The organism is Vibrio phycocola (genome assembly GCF_054404255.1).
Genome location: NZ_JBTAMQ010000004.1, coordinates 172019 through 191076, shown reverse-complemented (window position 1 = coordinate 191076; position 19058 = coordinate 172019). Strand labels below are relative to the sequence as shown.

20 protein-coding genes are annotated in these 19058 nt (G+C 42.8%); 3 read left to right on the top strand and 17 right to left on the bottom strand.

What is annotated here, in order from left to right:
* Nucleotides 1-8: 8 nt before the first annotated feature.
* Nucleotides 9-1349, bottom strand: coding sequence for an aspartate aminotransferase family protein (locus tag ACXJY6_RS07130; protein ID WP_458767848.1), 1341 nt, complete (start codon nucleotides 1347-1349; stop codon nucleotides 9-11).
* 109 nt (nucleotides 1350-1458) lie between these two features.
* Between ACXJY6_RS07130 and ACXJY6_RS07125 the strand changes: the two genes are divergently transcribed.
* A complete protein-coding gene (locus ACXJY6_RS07125) occupies nucleotides 1459-2358 on the top strand; it encodes a LysR substrate-binding domain-containing protein (RefSeq protein WP_458767847.1) in 900 nt (299 codons plus the stop codon).
* A 45-nt stretch (nucleotides 2359-2403) separates the two neighbouring features.
* Here the strand turns inward: ACXJY6_RS07125 and ACXJY6_RS07120 are convergent, their stop codons facing one another.
* A complete protein-coding gene (locus ACXJY6_RS07120; RefSeq protein WP_458767846.1) occupies nucleotides 2404-3795 on the bottom strand; it encodes an MATE family efflux transporter in 1392 nt (463 codons plus the stop codon).
* A complete protein-coding gene (locus tag ACXJY6_RS07115) occupies nucleotides 3792-4241 on the bottom strand; it encodes a MarR family winged helix-turn-helix transcriptional regulator (protein ID WP_458767845.1) in 450 nt (149 codons plus the stop codon). The genes ACXJY6_RS07120 and ACXJY6_RS07115 overlap by 4 nt, the downstream gene beginning before the upstream one ends.
* A 273-nt stretch (nucleotides 4242-4514) precedes the next feature.
* Between ACXJY6_RS07115 and ACXJY6_RS07110 the strand changes: the two genes are divergently transcribed.
* A complete protein-coding gene (locus tag ACXJY6_RS07110) occupies nucleotides 4515-5456 on the top strand; it encodes a DMT family transporter (RefSeq protein ID WP_458767844.1) in 942 nt (313 codons plus the stop codon).
* A 17-nt stretch (nucleotides 5457-5473) separates the two neighbouring features.
* Here the strand turns inward: ACXJY6_RS07110 and ACXJY6_RS07105 are convergent, their stop codons facing one another.
* The 14 genes from ACXJY6_RS07105 to ACXJY6_RS07040 all read right to left on the bottom strand — a co-directional run bounded on the left by ACXJY6_RS07105 (nucleotide 5474) and on the right by ACXJY6_RS07040 (nucleotide 17510).
* Nucleotides 5474-6001, bottom strand: coding sequence for a GNAT family N-acetyltransferase (locus tag ACXJY6_RS07105; RefSeq protein WP_458767843.1), 528 nt, complete (start codon nucleotides 5999-6001; stop codon nucleotides 5474-5476).
* A gap of 7 nt (nucleotides 6002-6008) precedes the next feature.
* Entirely contained in the window at nucleotides 6009-7421 is a 1413-nt protein-coding gene (locus tag ACXJY6_RS07100; RefSeq protein WP_458767842.1) for a sensor histidine kinase, read from the bottom strand.
* A complete protein-coding gene (locus ACXJY6_RS07095; RefSeq protein WP_458767841.1) occupies nucleotides 7411-8067 on the bottom strand; it encodes a response regulator in 657 nt (218 codons plus the stop codon). The genes ACXJY6_RS07100 and ACXJY6_RS07095 overlap by 11 nt, the downstream gene beginning before the upstream one ends.
* Before the next feature lie 3 nt (nucleotides 8068-8070).
* The gene (locus ACXJY6_RS07090; protein WP_458767839.1) at nucleotides 8071-8706 is read right to left on the bottom strand and encodes a tetratricopeptide repeat protein; all 636 of its coding nucleotides are present in this window, start codon (nucleotides 8704-8706) and stop codon (nucleotides 8071-8073) included.
* An 11-nt stretch (nucleotides 8707-8717) separates the two neighbouring features.
* Nucleotides 8718-9515: an SDR family oxidoreductase gene (locus tag ACXJY6_RS07085; RefSeq protein WP_458767838.1), complete on the bottom strand. Its 798-nt coding sequence runs from the start codon at nucleotides 9513-9515 to the stop codon at nucleotides 8718-8720.
* Between the two features lie 3 nt (nucleotides 9516-9518).
* Complete coding sequence (locus ACXJY6_RS07080; RefSeq protein WP_458767837.1) at nucleotides 9519-10196, bottom strand: iron-containing redox enzyme family protein; 678 nt, start codon at nucleotides 10194-10196, stop codon at nucleotides 9519-9521.
* Nucleotides 10197-10206: 10 nt separating this feature from the next.
* Nucleotides 10207-11742 carry an AMP-binding protein gene (locus ACXJY6_RS07075; RefSeq protein ID WP_458767836.1) on the bottom strand — a complete coding sequence of 512 codons (1536 nt, stop codon included), beginning with the start codon at nucleotides 11740-11742 and terminating at the stop codon, nucleotides 10207-10209.
* Nucleotides 11743-11749: 7 nt separating this feature from the next.
* Entirely contained in the window at nucleotides 11750-12361 is a 612-nt protein-coding gene (locus ACXJY6_RS07070) for a thermostable hemolysin (RefSeq protein WP_458767835.1), read from the bottom strand.
* 235 nt (nucleotides 12362-12596) lie between these two features.
* On the bottom strand, nucleotides 12597-13058 hold the full coding sequence (locus tag ACXJY6_RS07065) for an RES family NAD+ phosphorylase (RefSeq protein ID WP_458767834.1): 462 nt from the start codon (nucleotides 13056-13058) through the stop codon (nucleotides 12597-12599).
* On the bottom strand, nucleotides 13058-13480 hold the full coding sequence (gene parS, locus ACXJY6_RS07060; RefSeq protein WP_458767833.1) for an Xre family toxin-antitoxin system antitoxin: 423 nt from the start codon (nucleotides 13478-13480) through the stop codon (nucleotides 13058-13060). Before parS ends, ACXJY6_RS07065 begins: the two co-directional genes overlap by 1 nt.
* 165 nt (nucleotides 13481-13645) lie before the next feature.
* A complete protein-coding gene (locus tag ACXJY6_RS07055; RefSeq protein WP_458767832.1) occupies nucleotides 13646-14482 on the bottom strand; it encodes an aspartate dehydrogenase in 837 nt (278 codons plus the stop codon).
* Between the two features lie 148 nt (nucleotides 14483-14630).
* Nucleotides 14631-15908, bottom strand: coding sequence for a TRAP transporter large permease (locus ACXJY6_RS07050; protein ID WP_458767831.1), 1278 nt, complete (start codon nucleotides 15906-15908; stop codon nucleotides 14631-14633).
* Between the two features lie 54 nt (nucleotides 15909-15962).
* Complete coding sequence (locus ACXJY6_RS07045; protein ID WP_458767830.1) at nucleotides 15963-16448, bottom strand: TRAP transporter small permease; 486 nt, start codon at nucleotides 16446-16448, stop codon at nucleotides 15963-15965.
* A gap of 81 nt (nucleotides 16449-16529) precedes the next feature.
* Nucleotides 16530-17510: a TRAP transporter substrate-binding protein gene (locus tag ACXJY6_RS07040; protein ID WP_458767829.1), complete on the bottom strand. Its 981-nt coding sequence runs from the start codon at nucleotides 17508-17510 to the stop codon at nucleotides 16530-16532.
* Between the two features lie 286 nt (nucleotides 17511-17796).
* Here ACXJY6_RS07040 and ACXJY6_RS07035 point away from each other — a divergent pair, with 286 nt between their 5' ends.
* On the top strand, nucleotides 17797-18717 hold the full coding sequence (locus tag ACXJY6_RS07035) for a LysR family transcriptional regulator (RefSeq protein WP_458767828.1): 921 nt from the start codon (nucleotides 17797-17799) through the stop codon (nucleotides 18715-18717).
* Nucleotides 18718-19058: the final 341 nt, after the last annotated feature.

Sequence of the window (19058 nt, the reverse complement as noted above, 5' to 3'; positions counted from 1 at the left end):
ATTTCCTATTATTTTTTGTACGCAGCCTGTGTCACTGAATCAATACTAATAAAAATTTTATCCGTTAATTCATTAACATGGGACTCATTCATAATAAATGGCGGGGCAAGCAAAACATGGTGACCGTTTTGACCATCAGCAGTACCTGACATTGGATAGCAAATCAGCCCCAGCTCCATTGCTTTTGCTTTTATCTGGCTATGAATTGCAGTGCTAGAATCGAAAGGTCGCTTGGTTGTAATGTCTTCAACAATCTCAATCCCTCTAAATAAACCTCGCCCGCGAATATCCCCAATAAATGGATGATTATTAAATTTTTCTTCAAGTTGTGATTGCAGTAACTCACCTAAACTGCGTACCTTGGGTAATAGATTTTCCTGTTCAATCACATTCAATACGGCAAGCGATCCTGCCATCGCAACCGCATGCCCCATGTATGTGTGTCCATGTTGAAAGAACCCAGACCCTTGCGATATGGTATCGTGAATCTCTTTAGTAGCGATCATCGCGCCAATCGGTTGATAACCCGCACCAAGTCCTTTCGCTATTGTTACAATATCCGCAGTAACGTCTTCTTGTTCGTGAGCAAACAGCGTTCCTGTTCGTCCCATTCCACACATCACCTCATCGAGGATCAAAAGAATCCCATATTTATCGCAAATCTGGCGAATGCGTTTGAAATATCCTTGCTCAGCAACAACCGCTCCTGCTGTTGCTCCAACGACAGGCTCGGCAATAAAGCCAATCACTGTTTCTGGTCCAACAGCAAGCAGACGTTCTTCAAGTTCATTCGCAACGCGTTGACCATATTCAAAATGCGTTTCTTGATCAGTTTTATTTCGGTAGGCAAAACACGGTGAAATATGTTCCACGTCCATCAATAGCGATGAAAATGGTGCGCGACGCAGGGCATTTCCTCCAACCGCAAGCGCCCCCAAAGTGTTGCCATGATAACTTTGGCGACGAGAGATAAATCGCGTTCGTTGCAGTTCACCCTTTTCAACAAAGTACTGACGAGCCAATTTTAGCGCCGCTTCTACCGCTTCCGAACCACCCGATCCGAAATACACTTTATCCAGTGAACCTGGCGCAGCAGCGGTTAGTTTTTCTGCTAGGTTTTCCGCAACTTCGGTATTAAAAAATCCGGTATGGGCATAAGCGACTTGATCGATCTGCTGGTGCAATGCTTCACGTATTGCTGGGTGGCTGTGGCCTAAACAAGAAACGGCTGCTCCTCCGCTACCATCGAAATAGGCTTTACCATGTTGATCGTAGAGATAAACTCCTTTCGCTTGTTTAGCTAATGGCAAATTGACGTGGCAGTGACGTTGAAACAGATGATTCGGCATTTTATTTAGAGCCCTTTATTTCGTAGGAGTGCTTTAAATTAGTACAGCTTTACCGAGTCAAACAAACGATATATTATCAAGATGCATGAAAAAAACTCATAGGTATCACATGCCCAACAAACTCCCTCCCCTTAATGCACTGAAAACCTTTGAAGTTGCGGCTCGAAAATTGAGTTTCTCTCTCGCGGCAAAGGAGTTGTGTGTCACTCAAGGAGCCGTCAGTAAACAAATTAAGCTTCTCGAACAGTACTTGGAGCTTCCCTTATTTGATCGGATCAATGGCAGCTTAAAACTCACCGAAGAGGGACGTCAGTATCTACCCACCATCATGTCTGCCCTTGATCAAATTCAAACCTCAACGTCTCGCTTACAACAGTTTTCACAAGAGACCAAACACATCACGATAGATGTGACACCGTCCTTCAGTAATCTTTGGTTGATTCCACGCCTCACGCAACTCAACCAACTTGTTCCCAATATGAAACTCAACATTATTTCAGGGGATGGATATTATCAATTTCATCAATCTAGTGCCGATATTGCCATTCGATGTTTGACTTTATCATTAACTCACGATAATGCGACTCTATTACGTTCAGAAACCATGCTGCCTTTGGTTCACCGTGATTTCCTTGATTCGCACCCCATGGAAAACAGCACGGATCTTTTAGCACTTCCGTTGCTAATGCACACCACTCGCCCACAAATTTGGGACCAGTTCATTAGTCAGCAAGTCAATCAAGGCGAACTGTCTAGCAACCCTAATTTCTATCATGGATTTGAGCATTTTTTCATGTCGATAGAAGCGGCGAAGCACAAACAAGGCGTCGCGCTTGTACCGGATTTTCTGGCAGAAGCCGCCTTAACATCAGGTGAGTTGGTCAACCCACTTAACTTATCGTTTGCGAGCGGTTATGGGTTTTACTTCCTTGCACCCTCTTACCGTCAGTCCAGCCCCATCATTCAGACACTTTATGAGTGGTTCGATAAAAGCTTGAAGGTTACGTGATCGATTCAAGCTCAAACCTATGTGAGAACAAGTTTGAGCTCAATCTTATTTAGATGGGACTGTCGTCGATACCGAATACGTCGACATATCAATTTTTCTGTTTAGTTTCTTGATCTCAAAAAACACAATAGATACCGTGAGTAAGGTAGAAATCAAGTCTGATGCAGGGAACGCAATCCAGATACCGTCAGCCTGATAGTAGTGGGAAAGCAGCAATATCATTGGCAACAGCACAATAAATTGACGCGATAGCCCGAGCAAAAGTGCCGGCATTCCGCGGCCAATCGCCTGAAAATAGATCGACGAAATGATTTGTACCCCAATGATAGGAGTACATAGACAGAATGTTTTCAGCGCCGGAATCGCATACGCTTTTAGCTCAGGATCCGTTGTAAACATCCCAACAAGGTTACCCGGTAACACCATAGCTAAAGTAAAGAATACCACGGAAATCCCAGTGCCAAAGGCTAAGGCTAGCTGAAATACCTTTTTCACTCGTTGGTAGTTTTGAGCACCATAATTATAACCTGCGATAGGTTGAAACCCCTGTGCGATTCCCCCCAATGGCATCATCACGAAAGACATTAAGCGTGAAATAATCCCGTAGGTTGATATCGCAATATCACCACTAAACGTCCCGAGTAAATTATTAACAATAATCGCAATTAACCCAGTCCCCGCCATTTGAATAAAGTTAGGTAAACCTAATACGGTAACTTGTCTTACCAACCTAAATCGAAGAACCATGTGTGTGAATTTCAGTTTTAATACACCTTGCCCGCGTAAATAGTATGAAAATACCAGAATGAAGTTAGTTGTCTGGCCAATAACCGTTGCCCACGCAGCCCCTTCGATTCCCATATCTAAGGTGAAAATAAATATCGGGTCCAAGATAAGATTAATGACGACGCCAACAAGCATCACGTTCATCGCTTTCTTCGCATTTCCTTCAGAGCGGATCATGTTCATAGTAGACATGCTCATCATTTGAAACGGAACTGCAATCAGAAGGATTTGCACGTACCCTTTCGCGTAAGGAAGAATCGCTTTCGTCGCACCAAACAGAATTAAGGCATCTTCCAATGTATACGCTAAAACTGACGTTGCAATAATCGCGAGCACCAGAGAATATACAATGCACGTCCCAAGAACGGCTTCGGCTTCTTCTTGTTTACCCTGTCCCATTTTTCGAGACGCAATCGATGCACAACCTACTCCAACCATTTGACCTAAAGCACCAAGGGTAATTTGAATCGGAAACGCGATGGCCAGACCTGCAAGTGCCAACGCTCCGGCACCAAGTCCAACAAAAATGCTGTCTACGATATTGTACAGCGCCATAACCATCATGCCGACAACCGCTGGAATGGAAAGCCGCATCAATAACGGCACAAGAGGATCGCTACCTAAAAAATCTGAGTTCGCTGCGCGTTTCATTTTAAATCCTGTAGTTGTTCTGAAATGTTATGAATGGTTCTAAGAGCTTGAAAAAGGTCTGTACGTTGTTCTTCACTTAGTGCCATGAACTTTTTCCCCAAATGGTTACGCAGGTGGGTATCCATGAGCTCACCGGTTTCCAAACCCTTGTCAGTAATGGCTACCACGACTTTTCGTCTATCATCAGGGTGCTGAGAGCGTACAACCAATTCTAGTGTGATCAACTTATCGACGACGGACGTTAACGAACCTTTAGGGATCCCAACACGGTGCCCCAACTCAAGCATTGTGAGTCCACCACCACGGCGAACCGACATCAGAGTACGCATCTCTGTCTTATTGACCCCCAACTCACTCGGCACAATATGATCGTGCATCAGTTGATGGACAAAGTGATGGGGAATCTGAAACAAAAGCAGAATATCGTCGGCGTCCAAGTTGATCATAAAAGCAGCTCATTTTTTAATTAAAGTATGTGTTGATAAAGCATGTCTAGATATAAAACTGAAAGAGAATTTAGTACGAAAAGAGATAGTCTGTAAAAAGATAGTCTGATTTCAGACAATATATGTGAAACGTTGATATGTCAATACGAAAGTTCCATAAGATGCATATTAATAATAGTTGGAGCCAATCTTTATATCGTGAGAATAAACAAAACCGTGTTATGCTCCTCATTCGATTTTGCCACCTATAACAACAACCTTTAAAACTCCACTATGACGAATAAAACACTACGCTCCGACCTTCTCTTACTGCTCACGTCTGCTATCTGGGGTTTCGCATTTGTCGCTCAACTTAAGGGGATGGACTACATTGGTCCCTACTTATATAACGCAATCAGATTCGCTCTTGGTTCGATCTCATTACTGCCTCTAATCTATTTTCTCAACAGAAAGAGAGCAAATAGCACGCAAAGCGGCTCAACCAATAAACAGAGTATCTTTATTGCGGGATTATTAGCAGGAACGATCCTGTTTCTCGGCGCGTCACTACAGCAAGTTGGCCTTCAATATACCACCGCTGGAAATGCAGGATTTATCACAGGGTTATATGTTGTGTTAGTCCCCATTTTAGGCCTAGTTTTGAAACACAAAACAGGAGCCGCGACTTGGGTTGGTGCTCTATTTGCTGCAATCGGCCTCTATTTTATTAGCGTAAAAGATGGCTTCTATATCGGCAAAGGTGACCTGCTAATATTGGCGTGTTCGCTATTCTTTGCCATGCATGTGTTAACGATCGATCACTTCTCCAAGCGTGTAGAGCCTGTCACTCTTGCCTCTATCCAATTTGCTTGGTGTGGCCTATTTAGCTTTATTGTTGCCATCATCAAAGAACCCATTATGCTGGAACCAATACTTCAAGCCACCGTTCCCATTCTCTATGGTGGGCTTGGTTCTGTCGGCACCGCGTATACCCTTCAAGTTATCGCTCAGAAAGACGCTCCACCCGCACACGCGGCGATTATCATGAGTTTGGAGTCCGTGTTTGCACTTATTGGGGGAATTCTTTTTCTCTCGGAAGGTATGACGACCAGAGGGTTATTTGGGTGTGGCTTGATGCTATTAGGGATGATTGCGAGTCAATGGGACGTCATTTTCAAAGAGCTATCTTCAAAAAAGAAAGCCACGAAAAATATGGGGAACAAAGTTGCTGAGTAGCTTCTAGCCACGAGGGGTTAAAATGGGATACCGACCAGTTTAACCTCAATGGACGGCCATTGCTTATTGAGGGACAATACCATTGTATGTCCGGTGACCGTCCATTCTTGATTTGGGTTTAGTGCTTTTAAATTGTGTATGCATTGATAGCCACTAGATCCATACACTTCCTCATCTCCAAATAATATCGAAAACGCATCACCACGCTGAGCGCGATCGAGGTGAACTTCTTTTAAAAGACGCTTAACCAATCCTAGCTTTCGGTATTTGGGGTGAACGCAAACCTCGGCAATTCCACAGATTGCGCTAGGTTGTTCATCAATTATGACCTGCTTTTCATGCACAGCAATATGTGCAGCAAGTTCATCGCCTTGCCACAACATATATCGGTGCTGTGGCATGTCATTGTAATAGCGCTGTTTTTTGAAGATTTCCTCATCATTTCCACTAACAAAGCAGAGGCTAAGTAATTCTCGGAGCTGTTGGTCTAATGTTTCAGAAACATCGGAATCGTTAATGTGTTGATAGATCATTTCGGCACTCATCTGTGGCTCAATTGTATATTGGAAACGTCACAAGAAATCTATTTCGATCATTTTCTCGTGGAATAGCTTCTATCGTTGCATTATGTCGTGTTGCTATGTCCTTACAGATAGACATTCCCAAGCCAGCACCATCACCTTCAGTACTGCCACGACAGAAATGCTCAAAAATCCTTTCAAGTGCCTCTTTCGGTATTGCTTGCCCTGTATCAGAAATCAATACATTCACTGAACTTTTGTTTTGTGAAACATGTACCTGAATGTCACTTTGAGCACCAGAATATCGAATCGCATTATCGACGAGGTTTCTAAATAGAACCTCTAATAGCATCTGATCACCCGAGACACCGACTTGGCAACCAGAAAGGCTAATATCTTGGTTTTGTTTCAACGCTAACGGTGCCAAATCAGCAATCACATTTTGCAAAAGAGGAGTGAGTTCTACGTTCTCAAAAATACGCTCTGAAGGGTTATCCACTTTTGCTAATGTCAGCAGTTGATGAATAAGGCGATCGGTTCGTTCTATTCCTTGAAGTATATTTTGAAAATCACTGCGCAATTGGTCCGGATCATTGCTTTCGAGAGCATTTTCAACGTTCAAACGCAGTATGGTTAATGGGGTTTTTAACTCGTGAGCGGCAGCTCGAGTAAAGCGTTTCTCACGTTGCCATGCGAGCTCAAGTTTCGAAAATAATAGGTTTAATGCATCCACTAACGGGTCTAATTCTGCAGTACTCTCTTTCACGTGAACCCTATCCAAGCAATGTACATTTCTCTGTGTGATAGCTGTGCGAAGTTCATTGATAGGGCGAAAATATTTATCGATTAACCAAAACAGCAGTATTAAAAGCGTCGGCACAATTAAAATTTGTTCTACCAATGTTGAGAGTGCTATTTCGTTGATAATCTCTTGTCGAATTTCTTGTTTTTCTGCTGCAACTACAAACTCATTTTGGCTCACAGTGTTAGATAAAGAGAGTTGAAAAGTTCGCCATTGCTCCCCATTTTTATCCGCGTTGGCATATCCATTATTTTTGAATGACGATGAAAGTGCATCCAATTCTGGTGCCGAGCTCCAAACTAGATGATTGTCACGGTAAAATTGAAATATTAAATTTTGTTCATACGGATGCCCGAATTGAGTCTCTTTGTCATCATCTTCCTCGGCTAACGTTTCAATGCTCTGCATCCATTGGTCGAATAACTGGCGACGTTGTGCAATTACGTTCTCTTCACTTGAAATAGAAAGGGTTAGGAGCATCAACTTGGCGGATTGTCCCAGTCTAGCATCGTAAACCTCTTCAACTTCGTGTTTTGCAGATTGGAAACTGAAATACAAGGAAATAAGCAACAGAACACTCACTAACAGTCCCACGGAGAGAGTTAATTGTCGCTTAATTGAATACATCTTTTTATTTTTCAAGAATATACCCCACACCACGAAGGTTTTTAATGATAACGTCTGGTGCTTTTTTTCGTACATTATGAATATGTACTTCAATCGCATTATCACTTGAGCCTTCATCCCAGCCATGCATTGACTGCTGGAGTTGTTCTTTACTTTGTACTCGCCCCGCATTTGTGATTAAACATGCTAATATCTTAAATTCATTACGTGTGAGCTTTAGTGGAGAGTCGTTATATCGGATAATTTGTTCTGACAATGACAAAGACAAAAGACCAACTTGAATGATTTCATCCGCACTACCTGACTGACGACGAATTAATACCCTCAATCGAGCAAGCAATTCTTCTAACGCAAACGGCTTGCCGATATAGTCGTCAGCGCCACCGTCGAGTCCTTGAACCCGGTCATGAATATCATCCCTCGCCGTGAGTATCATAACGGGAAGTTTAAAACCGCCACGCCGAATATTACGCAATACCTCTAATCCATCGATATCGGGTAGAGTTAGATCCAAAACCACGGCTGTAAAATCGTCGGTTTTTAACGCCGTCGCAACACCTGCACCTTTTTCAACCCAATCAACGGTATACCCATGGCGACTGAGTGAAGTCACCATCGATTTACCAAGTAATTTGTCATCTTCTACGAGCAATAAACGCATAGATTAATTTAATCTCCCAAGTGCAGCTTCAATTTCTTGTCTCCTACCCGAATCAGCTAACGCACGATTAGGTCTTGGCGATGCTTGCATGGCACGGTTAAGATATATTTTCGCTTCCTCATCTTGGCCATCTTCTGCAAGGAAGTCACCATAAAAATAGTTGGAATCAATACCATTTGGATTGATCTCCAACGCTTTTTTCAACATTTCTTCAGCTTTCTTATCATCACCAAAACCGACTGGCCACCCTGGGACTTTGTAATATAGAGATCCCAAACTGGTATAGGCGGAACCGCTAAGAGCAGTAGGTGAAATTTCAATGGCATCTTCGAGTATCGCTTTCGCTTCTTTGACCAAAGATAACCCTCCTAAACCACCGACCGTTCCAGCAAGAGAAGCTTTATTAATCGCGAGCCAGATCATCAAATCTGGGTTTTCCGGATTACCCACCAAATACGCCTTGGTTTTTTCAATAGTGAACTGAAGACATTGTTCTCGTTCATCAGCATCTGTTGTGTCGTACTGACATTCAGCCCATTTTGTTTGAATATCATGAACGGACCGGTTGACCGCCAACACTGGCGTTGAAGCAAGTGTCAGAGATACCGTTAACCTACAAAGTAGTTGCTTAGTTTTCATCATCGTTACCTTTATTTATGACTGAATTTATTCACATATTGATGAATGGTTTCATGCTGTTTTTTAATCGCTGAAGAAACAACACTAGGAAGTATTTGATTGACTCGTGCATACCACTTTTCTGGCCAGCCTATCCACTTCGCTGAAAGTTCTTGTTCCAGCATATTCACAACGTGCTGTGCGACTATTTTTGGTGAATCGGTTTTGTTACCGAGTTGCTGATTCATTTGATTAACCGCATCACTGTTGAGTGATGTTTCCGTCGCTCTCGGCGCTAAATACTGAGCTCGAATCCCCGTAGTGAAGAGCTCTCGGTCCAAGGATTCTGTAAAGCGATGCAGACCCGCTTTGGCAGCGCAATACGAGGTGTAACCTGGGTATCCAATAGAGCCAAACGTTGAGCCAATATTTAGGATAATACCGGGGCGAGTTAGCCAAGTTAGTGCGGATTGACACAGCAACATTGGAGCAACAAGGTTAAGTTGAATATCATCGGCAATCTGAGCTTGGCTTTTATGGCTTAATAGTGAGAAGTCATTGCTGCCTGCATTATTAATCAAAGCCGCGACATGTTTGTTTTGCGTTGCTCGCTCATTGATCGAGGTTAACCCATCTGACAACATCATATCGGCAACCAAGATCTCATGCTTATCCTGGTATGGGAGCGAGGCTTTTAAGCTTTGAAGTTTTTCTTGGTTTCGTCCCACAAGGATAAGATGTGCGCCACTATTGGCCAACTCAAGTGCGATAGCCTGCCCTATTCCGCCAGTCGCGCCAGTCAGTAAAATGGTACTATTCTCTATCTTCATGACTTATTTCACCTCTTGTTGACTTGGAAGTGAACGCAGCATCTGTCCATATAACGAAAACACCATATTGGCGGAATCGATGATGACTTGTTTGTCTTCGTCTTTGGTTATTTTGTTCATAAGAGACTCAAAAAACTGCAAATGTTCCTGATCTAAAACACTATGAGAAATGAGATACGTCATCGCTGAAGGTGGTAAGTTCAATACCGTTTGAATTTTATCAGCCATCTGACCTCCAATCCCAACGCTTGTCCCTTCCAATACCCAAACCATTCCAAATAATGCTAATGGGTTATGTCTATCAATGGCGTTGTAAAGATAAGAAACCATAAGTTCAATGGCTTGCCCAACCTGGCCTTCATCATGGTTTTGACGTACCGATTCGGCACTACCACCGCAGGCTTCAATGTCGTTCAGAATCCATTCTTGATGACCTTTTTCTTCATCAATATATTCAGCGATAGCCTCACGTACCCATTCATATTCACCAGACAAACGACCACCACACGCCATCAATAAAGGAACCGTATGGTTAACGTGATGATAGGCTTGAGTAAGAAAGGCTATGTACATTTCTTTCGAAATATTGCCTTGTTGAACCTCGGTAATAACAGGCGCTTCTAACATTGCCTGTTGAGTGGTGAAGGTGGCTTGTTTGAGCTGTTCAAAAAATAGTGTCATAACCTGTTCCTTAATAAGCAATAATATGTTGAGAAGTGACGTTAATTCTTTCTATCTTTTGTCCTTCCAGCATTAATTCGGATGTTGTGTCTTGAAGCCATTGAGCAACACAGACCTCGATTTCATTTCGTTTAATTTTTCCGTTCTCGGTGTACCAACTCGAGATCGCAAGTGGTTTTTCGAGCATGAATAGGGTTTGCATTTGTGCATAATCGGGCAGTCTGTCATTTAGTGCCGAGACTTTGTGTTCAACATTATTGTTATTCTCTATGACTGCACATAATGCATGCTGGTCATTTCCAGTAATAATGAACGGAACGTTTGGCATCAATATCATCGCTTCTGACTCAACCCACTCTGGTGAAACGTTGCGGCCAAAAGCGGTAACAATCAGGTTTTTTTTACGACCAGATAGCGTAACGTAGCCTTGCTCATCGATTTGAGCTAAGTCGCCAGTTGCGAGCCACTCTTGAGTGAATGGATCATTTAGATACCCCAGCGCAACGTTTCCTTTTACCAATAGTTCACCATCCTCAGCGATACGGATTTGGGTGTGAGGCAAAGGCTTTCCGCACGTCCCCGATCTAGAGTCAGAAGGTGTATTCAAACACACAACAGAGCCACATTCTGATAACCCATAACCTTCATATGCGGGAATATTCAGCGCATATGCAGAATCAATCAGTTGCGCGGAAACCCGAGCACCACCAACCGCAACAAACTTGAGGGATTCAGCGAGTGAAGGGGTTTGTTTGACGAGTTGAATAAGCGCAAGCAGTAACCCAGGCGTTAACACTAAGCTTTCTGGTTTAACACTCGCTAAAATTTCAGAAAATAGATTTGGTTTAAATTGGCTTGAGCCTTGAAGTCCAGTGTATCGGCCAGGAAAAATATAAGACGTTACTCCCAAGATTAGCGGCACATAAATACCGGTGATATTTTCCAATAAGGTGGACAAAGGGAGTAACACCAAATGCGATTGAGCGAGATGGTTAATACGGTGGGCAAGTGAGTTTGCAACCAAACAAAGATGATCATTACTCAAACACACTCCCTTGGGCCGTCCGGTCGAACCAGAAGTGAAGGTAATTTTACCCGTGCCTTTCAGATAGTGTTGTTGCCCTACTGATTTTCTGCGCCATAACGATTGCCCAGCGATCGTCGTATTGGCTTCTATACTTGCACGGAGTTCAACATGACTTGAGACGGATAACTTTTGCCAATCACCAATCAATGCATCGACACCTGATTCTATAATAGTGTGTTCAACTTGAGCATCAGAGAAGAATGTTGGAATCGGGACAACCACAATATTGGCCGTCATTGCAGCGAGATCGATTATCGCCCAATTTAAGCTGTTTTCAGATCGCAACGCGAGAGCCTTTATGTCTTGTGCAATCAGCTCTGTCGCGACAGATTCCATTTTATTTTTCAGTTCTGAGTAAGTTAGTTGAATCTGTTGATCCGCTTCATTCATCCCAACCAAAGCAATTCCGTCTGGTTTAGTTGTCGCCCACTTAACTATGGTGTCGAGAAGAATTGTCATATACCACCTATGCTTGCTTGGTTTTTCGTTCGTGAATACATTGAAGGCGTTCAAGTCCTTTACGGAGATTGCCAGCCAATACTCGAGGCTGGTGCTCGTAATAAGATCCCCAAGTAGAATGTGCATTAGGAATTTTTTGTTGATCTGCATGTACGATAACTTGAGGCTCTAAACCCAGTCGTACCATCATTGCGTGTAACGGGTCTGTGGCGGTGAAAATGCACCATTCAAACCCAAACTCAACTAACGTCTTCGCCATAAGGTAAAAGTGAAGTGACGACATACCGTTAGCAAACGAGGCTAGATGACCAAATTCCACCAAACTTGAGCGACTAACCTCGCAATCAAGCATCGATGAGATCACTTTATCGGCATCATCATCTAGGTATTGCTCAAGGTATAAAGGCTCATCCTCGGCGATGCGGATACCGCACACTGAGACAATATTATTGTTGTCCATCAGCGTTAGATAAGCTGGCATAAACTGCTTGAGTTCAGCAAAGAAAGCATCCTGATAACGGCGAGAAACATGCTCAATCACTCTCTTTCGCAGTGGATGAGTTGGATGAATAATATCCAACGTAACGTTATTCAGAGAGGTTCGTCTACGAGCCGTCATGGCGTCTCCTTTGTGTGATTTGATATCAACACAATAAGACGTGAAACTTAAGAAACTCTTAAGAAGCGCAAGAAATGATAAATATATTGAGAGGTAGAGTAAAAAACCAGCAATTCTGATAGGATTTTGAATGTAGCGAGGATATGTCGACTTTACTAAATAAGCACTTTTTACAGCTCGCTAATCCAGTGATACCGTAATATTGATGTGTGGAAAGCAACTAAAAAGAGTGACTTTATCGAATCATTTTCTGTAAGCGTACATCGTAATAATAGGGGCGTTTATCTACAATTTTAATTCGGTGAAAATCTTTATGCCTTGGGTTGATGATGCAGTTAAATTCATCGTGAATGACGGCACTCGGTACCTGCAGTAACAGTGATTCTCTCTCGTCGTAAAAGGATTGACTCACCACTCGTGCAATGCCGCTGTCGGGTAAACTGTCCCACCCTTTTGGTAATTCTTCAGTAATCAAGCGTTGGATCTTAATATCATCTGGCACCCAGATCGTCAGCATAACTAATTTTGGCATTTCGTCCATAGATTCATGCACGAGCCGTTCTAAGGCAGCGAGAGATCGAGAAAAAACCGTATAACATGCCAACATGCCTCTATCATGCCACCGACCCGCAGTATAGAGTCCACCAACCCCCTCTAAATCAGCGAAGTCAGCCACGGATAGCCGATACAACTCCATTACGCAGAAAACCCATAGGTGAGTTTTGTAATCGTCTCACTCACTAATTTTATGCCCGTTACCGTATCACAAATAGAGATCGGCGTTACGTTGCCCAAACTGACATTCGGGCGTTGAAACCAGCGTTTACGTTTCTCAGTATCACCAAAGTACTTGTCGCATTGGTTGACCAACTCAGCAAGCATCAGAACATGCTCACTCGATGCGGAGCTAAGTTTTCCATTGGCTTTAGTTTTGCGTTGAATATTACGTAGGTTCTCACCAATGAGTAACGCATACTCCTGCTTGGTTACGCCTAATTGCTCTGTCCCATTATCCAATACCGAGACGGGCAAGCCATTACGAATCATAGCGAGGCTTTGCGCCACATTGCTCATATCCGATTTCTTGCCGCCAAGCGATTGATAAGCTGTTGAGTACATAATTTCACCCTCATGTTTACACTCCTACAATATACACGCCATATGTCGCACTATCAAGCGTCATATGTCGCAATTATGGGCGTTACATCAAATCGAGCGATGATGCTAGAAAGAGAAAATTCACTGTAGCATCGAGTCTGCCGTACAAATAGAAACCTCAGCCCACTACACCCCATATATAACAGGTGATGTAAGATTTCTAATTGCTTTTACGATGGCAAGTGGAACATCTGCACTGGTACTTGGGTTTAACTCCGATGGTACACCTTGCCAATCAATATTCAAATTTCCGACAGTGCTATTAAATTCAACACGAGTTTTCATTGTTGAACTCACAGGATCGGCATGTAACTCGACATTGGTACTATCGAGTCCAGCGGTCGCGAGGGCAAGCATCGCGGTGATGTTACTGCTTTTGGGAAAAAGATGAGCGGCCTCACGAGCGGTTCCTTTAAAAAAGCAGGTTGTATCGGTGATATTTTTCAAGTCAACCAACTCTTCTGCGTGTGTACCTTGCCAAGACAACGTCGGTTTTATCTGTGAGATTGATACCTGTTCGACATCCGCTAGCGAAGCCGCCGACATCCAATCGACACCGGGAAGCGCACCAGAAGATAATAATATTTTGGATCCAGACTGATCTGCAGCATCGATAAAATCTCGTAGTAGTTTATCGTTTGTAAAAAGTCCAATGCTCGACACAACAAGGTCGATACCTCTTTGCAACACATCAATACCATCACTATTCAGTGTTCCCTGCCCGGCAGCTTCAACGACAATATCGGGTTGTTGGGCAAAAAAATGCTCGCGACTCTCAGTAATGATTGATTTGAAATGATCCGATTGATGCCCATTTCTCGCGAGATTTTTCTGCTTATCTCGGCACAACAGCGAGACTAAGGTTGCATTGCCTGCATCGCCATTTTCGATGCAACTCGCGACCGTTTGCCCAACTGCACCTAAACCAATAATGCCGACTTTCAATGCTTGTCTTTGTTTCATTTCAATCCTTAATCAAAAAGATAATATTTAATATCAATGCCTTACTCCAGACAGCAAGAAACATCGTAAGCCTTTTCCTTTCTGGATAACATCTAGACATAACTCAAGTAATAGGAGGTTTAATAATCGCTATTTAAATCATCCACCATTATTTAAACAGCAGATCCGGTATCGCCAAGCTAATCCATGGGCAATAAGTAATGATCATTAGACCAACGAGCATAATAAGAAGAAACGGTATACATCCCTTGAAAATATCGGCTAACTTCATCTGTGAAATAGTGACGGCAACGAAGAGATTTAGCCCAACAGGTGGTGTGATCATTCCAACAGAATAATTGACGAGGTTAATAATTCCGAAATGGACAGGATCTAACCCAACTTCGGAAGCAATCGGTGTCATTAATGGCGCCAGTACGATAATGGCCGATGAGCTATCAAGAAAAAATCCGGCAATTAACATGACAATATTAAGTAATGCGGTTATCGCAAACGTAGAATCGCTCAATGAAAGTACGCTATTTGCAATAGCAGTAGGAGTACCGGTTATCGTCAATAACCAAGAAAATGCCGAGGCGCCCGCAGTAATCAACAATAGTGAGCCAGACGTAAGTCCGGTGTTTTCTAAAATTTTCCAAACATCTTTAGGGGTAATCTGCTTGTAAACCACCATTCCAACAAACAGACCATAGACACAAGCCACGGAAGCTGATTCGGTTGCGGTAAACACCCCACTATAGATGCCACCTAACAAGATTACGGGTAAACCTAAGCCCCATGCCGAGCCCTTAAATGCTTCTACCACTTCTTTGAGGCTTGGGAACTCACTGCCCACATACTGCTTCCGTTTTGCATGAACCACGCAATACGCGATCAACATACTTCCTAACAGCAACGCTGGAAGAATACCTGCCGCAAAGAGCTGACCAACACTTGTTGCAGTCACCGAACCATAAATGATCAATGCGATACTTGGCGGCACGATTGGCCCCAATGTACCGGCGGTTGTCAGCAAACCAATCGAAAAGCGTTTGCTGTAACCCGCCTCCACTAAAGCAGGAAACATAATGCTACCAATCGCAACCACAGTCGCAGGGCTCGAACCTGAAATTGAACCAAAAAATAAGCACGATAATACCGCCGCAGACGCTAAACCGCCGGGCAACCAACCAATCAAAACTTGAGCAAGGCGAATGAGCCGAGTAGACAAACCACCAACACGCATTAATTCCGCCGCAAGAATGAAAAAAGGAATCGCCATCAAAGAAAAATTATTGATGCCCGAAAACATCCTCATTGGGACGATAGTCGGATCCATCGGTCCAGCTAAACCAAGAGCCCCAACCACCGAAAAGGCAAGTGAGCCATAAATAGGCAAGCCTAATAACAACAATACGATAAAAATTGGGAGTAAGAATGCGATCATGAGAGGCCTTATACTAAAAAGAAAAGTAATCGTTCATCGTTGTAGAAACACAACTTACTTTCGTTGCATGTGCTCTTTATAAGCCGAATATATAAGCTCGCTATAGCGATACATTTGAAGCGATGCAGTAATCGGAATAAATGCGTAAATCGAAGCCACAGGAAGTCTAAGCGCGGGAGAAAGCTGCCCTCTCATTAACGTGGCATAGAAAAGATTGCCGCCGTAATACAACAGAGCTGCCGCGAATGCCAACCCTAGAGTCGCCGAGATCGCTTTAAATATTGGCAAATAAGTCTGACTAACAAGAACTTTTACCACATCGACCGTAATATGAGTACCACGGCGAATGCCTAAGCTGGTTGACAAAAAAGTCATCGAGATAATGAGGTATAAGATGGCCTCTTCTGCCCAAAAAATGGAATCATTGAGACCATAACGAAATACGACCTGAATAAAAGTCAAAATCGTCGCCAGCGCTAAAATACCCGCGATAGCAAAACCTTCAACCTTATCTACAATGCGATTTACTCGTTCAAACATGCTTGTCTCTTTTTAGTCGTACTTCGAAATGACTAGAAAATGGTACCTTTGCTTACATTGCACAAAGATACCGTTTTTCCATTATTCGCTATCTAATTCAGCATAAACCAGGTCTAGAAGGTCGGAAGTAAGCGTGTCACGAAATTCTTCATGTACTGGTTTACTTGCCTCAATAAAGGCGTCGATCTGTTCAGAAGATAACTCTGTCACTTGAGTACTTTCTTTGATCGTTTCTAGAGCGGCACTTTCCAATTCATTGGTTAATTTACGCGAAACGTCTCGGCCGTGATTAAACGCGTTGGTCATCACAAGTTGTAAATCCTCAGGTAGCGAATCCCAAGCATCCTTGTTCACGATAGCGGCATAGCCATGGTAAGCATTTGCGGTTAACGTCATGAATTTTTGAACTTCATAAAAACGCTTACTCGTGATATTGGCAATCGGGTTTTCTTGTCCTTCAATCACGTTCTGCTGAAGCCCATTATAAACTTCGGTATAGGCCATCGCCGTTGGGTTAGCTTCTAAATTTCGATAAGTACTCAATAGAATCGGGGATTGCATCGTTCGCATTTTAATCCCTTTCAAGTCTTCCGGTGTTTCGATTGGGCGAACGTTATTCGTCATGTGGCGAAAGCCTGCTCCCCAAAAATTGACCGCATGCATGCCGTGACCGTCTAACGTATCCAAGATCTTACGACCCGCTGGACCATCGAGCACTTTTTTCATTTTATCTTCAGAAGGTAATAAGAAAGGCAGGTCTAAAATCTGAACACGAGGTTCAAAATTACCTAAGGTAGCCGTTGGCGGGATGGCGATTTGAACCATATTCATTTGCAATTGTTCAATAATTTCTACATCACCACCAAGCTGAGCTGCAGGAAGTACTGTCACTGAAATGCGTCCGTCTGATTTTTCATTGACCTCTTTGGCAAAAGCAATCGCTGCCTGACCATTTGGGGTTTCATCAATAAGGACATGGGCAAATGTAAAGTTAAAATCTGCCGCTGACGCAGCGCCGCTCAATAAAAGGGCTATAGCCATTGATAAACGTTTTTTCATCATAATTTCCTTATAGTTACATGTAAGTCTCGACTCTTCCCATGTCAATTTATTGCTCTCTAACTTGAGAACATAAATCACATCGTATGGGACAGGTGATGTATTCCTATACACAGCAAGAATCCGTATGCTTAATACCAAACTAAACGTCGCTCAGACCAAAGGCAATAGCAGTTTTCTTACAGTAACTGAAAAAAAATTTACATTAAAATCGCTTACATGTTATAAATTTTAGTATGAAATAAGACCATGAAGATCTCTGTCCAACGCCTCATCGGAATCAAATAATGTGAATACGCCCCCTGATCTGCTCAATATCAACTGGAACGACTTGAAGTATTTCTTAGCGCTAAAACGCTATGGACGTCTTTCCGTTGCCGCAAAAAAATTGGGATGCACGCACGTCACCATCGCCAACCGTATTGAACAACTTGAGCTTGCCATTGAAACCAAGTTATTTTTTAAAAACAGTAGAGGGTTTCATTTAACGAAGGCAGGAGAAAATTTATTACCTTACGCCGAAGAGTGCGAAAGAACACTGCGACTCGCGAATGAGAATTATCGAAGCCGTCAGAATATTCGTTCAAAGATACGTATTGGCGTCACCGAAGGCTTTAGTAATTACTATCTCGCCTCTCGGCTTCCACAGTGGGTAAGAGACAAAAATATCGACATAGAGTTAGTCTCGCTTGCCGGTTTCACTGTCATGACAAGTGGAGAGGTCGATATCAGCATCACTATTGGTCCGCAAAAAGGGAGCAATATTATTCAAAAGAAATTAACGGACTACACCCTCGGTATTTTCGCCAGCCAAGACTACCTCGCCACCCGTCTACCCATTACACAACGTTCGCAGTTAATCGAACACCCCTTCATTGGCTATATAGAAGATCAAGTGTTTTCAAGTCTATTAAAGTACCAAAACGAAATCTCGCCAGGTCTCCAGTTTGTATATAAAACAACGACAATACACACGCAATGTCAGGCGATAAAGACTGGGTTAGGTCTAGGCATTCTCCCTCACTTTGTCGCTTATGATGAGACGACTTTGAGTAGCGTAATTCCTAGCCAGCAACTTGATAGAGAGCTTTGGATATCAACCAGTAAAGATTTGCATCAATTTAAAGATCTCAAACTCACGTGGGATTTTATTATTAACAGCTGCTTGGCTGAAAAACATATCTTTATTTCGGGGAAGAATGTTCATTAGATTGATAAAGTCACGGGCGTATCTCGTGATACATTTTGCCACCATTAAGAACTCACTAAAAGAAGTGGCTGAGATCTTCACTACCCCTCCCCCCTTAACCCCTAACAACATTCCAGCAATGTGACGAAAAATGCCGAAAAGATTTTATTTTTTTAACGATCAGTTCCCAGATCAATAAATGTCCAAATTTCTAATGATCTTGCCGGTATTTACTCATATAGTTTCATTCGAAATTGATGCACTTGCAACAAAAAACTTCGTTCAATATCTTATTGGTAAGTAATCATGGTGACTTTTTCGGAACGGGGTCTGCTATCAATTGAAATCTGGATTTTGAAACG

Excerpts from the sequence above, each read along its gene's own strand:
- ACXJY6_RS07130 (WP_458767848.1), bottom strand. The coding sequence starts at position 1,349 with ATGCCGAATCATCTGTTTCAACGTCACTGCCACGTCAATTTGCCATTA.
- ACXJY6_RS07125 (WP_458767847.1), top strand. The coding sequence starts at position 1,459 with ATGCCCAACAAACTCCCTCCCCTTAATGCACTGAAAACCTTTGAAGTT.
- ACXJY6_RS07120 (WP_458767846.1), bottom strand. The coding sequence starts at position 3,795 with ATGAAACGCGCAGCGAACTCAGATTTTTTAGGTAGCGATCCTCTTGTG.
- ACXJY6_RS07115 (WP_458767845.1), bottom strand. The coding sequence starts at position 4,241 with ATGATCAACTTGGACGCCGACGATATTCTGCTTTTGTTTCAGATTCCC.
- ACXJY6_RS07110 (WP_458767844.1), top strand. The coding sequence starts at position 4,515 with ATGACGAATAAAACACTACGCTCCGACCTTCTCTTACTGCTCACGTCT.
- ACXJY6_RS07105 (WP_458767843.1), bottom strand. The coding sequence starts at position 6,001 with ATGAGTGCCGAAATGATCTATCAACACATTAACGATTCCGATGTTTCT.
- ACXJY6_RS07095 (WP_458767841.1), bottom strand. The coding sequence starts at position 8,067 with ATGCGTTTATTGCTCGTAGAAGATGACAAATTACTTGGTAAATCGATG.
- ACXJY6_RS07090 (WP_458767839.1), bottom strand. The coding sequence starts at position 8,706 with ATGAAAACTAAGCAACTACTTTGTAGGTTAACGGTATCTCTGACACTT.
- ACXJY6_RS07085 (WP_458767838.1), bottom strand. The coding sequence starts at position 9,515 with ATGAAGATAGAGAATAGTACCATTTTACTGACTGGCGCGACTGGCGGA.
- ACXJY6_RS07080 (WP_458767837.1), bottom strand. The coding sequence starts at position 10,196 with ATGACACTATTTTTTGAACAGCTCAAACAAGCCACCTTCACCACTCAA.
- ACXJY6_RS07075 (WP_458767836.1), bottom strand. The coding sequence starts at position 11,742 with ATGACAATTCTTCTCGACACCATAGTTAAGTGGGCGACAACTAAACCA.
- ACXJY6_RS07070 (WP_458767835.1), bottom strand. The coding sequence starts at position 12,361 with ATGACGGCTCGTAGACGAACCTCTCTGAATAACGTTACGTTGGATATT.
- ACXJY6_RS07065 (WP_458767834.1), bottom strand. The coding sequence starts at position 13,058 with ATGGAGTTGTATCGGCTATCCGTGGCTGACTTCGCTGATTTAGAGGGG.
- parS (WP_458767833.1), bottom strand. The coding sequence starts at position 13,480 with ATGTACTCAACAGCTTATCAATCGCTTGGCGGCAAGAAATCGGATATG.
- ACXJY6_RS07055 (WP_458767832.1), bottom strand. The coding sequence starts at position 14,482 with ATGAAACAAAGACAAGCATTGAAAGTCGGCATTATTGGTTTAGGTGCA.
- ACXJY6_RS07050 (WP_458767831.1), bottom strand. The coding sequence starts at position 15,908 with ATGATCGCATTCTTACTCCCAATTTTTATCGTATTGTTGTTATTAGGC.
- ACXJY6_RS07045 (WP_458767830.1), bottom strand. The coding sequence starts at position 16,448 with ATGTTTGAACGAGTAAATCGCATTGTAGATAAGGTTGAAGGTTTTGCT.
- ACXJY6_RS07040 (WP_458767829.1), bottom strand. The coding sequence starts at position 17,510 with ATGATGAAAAAACGTTTATCAATGGCTATAGCCCTTTTATTGAGCGGC.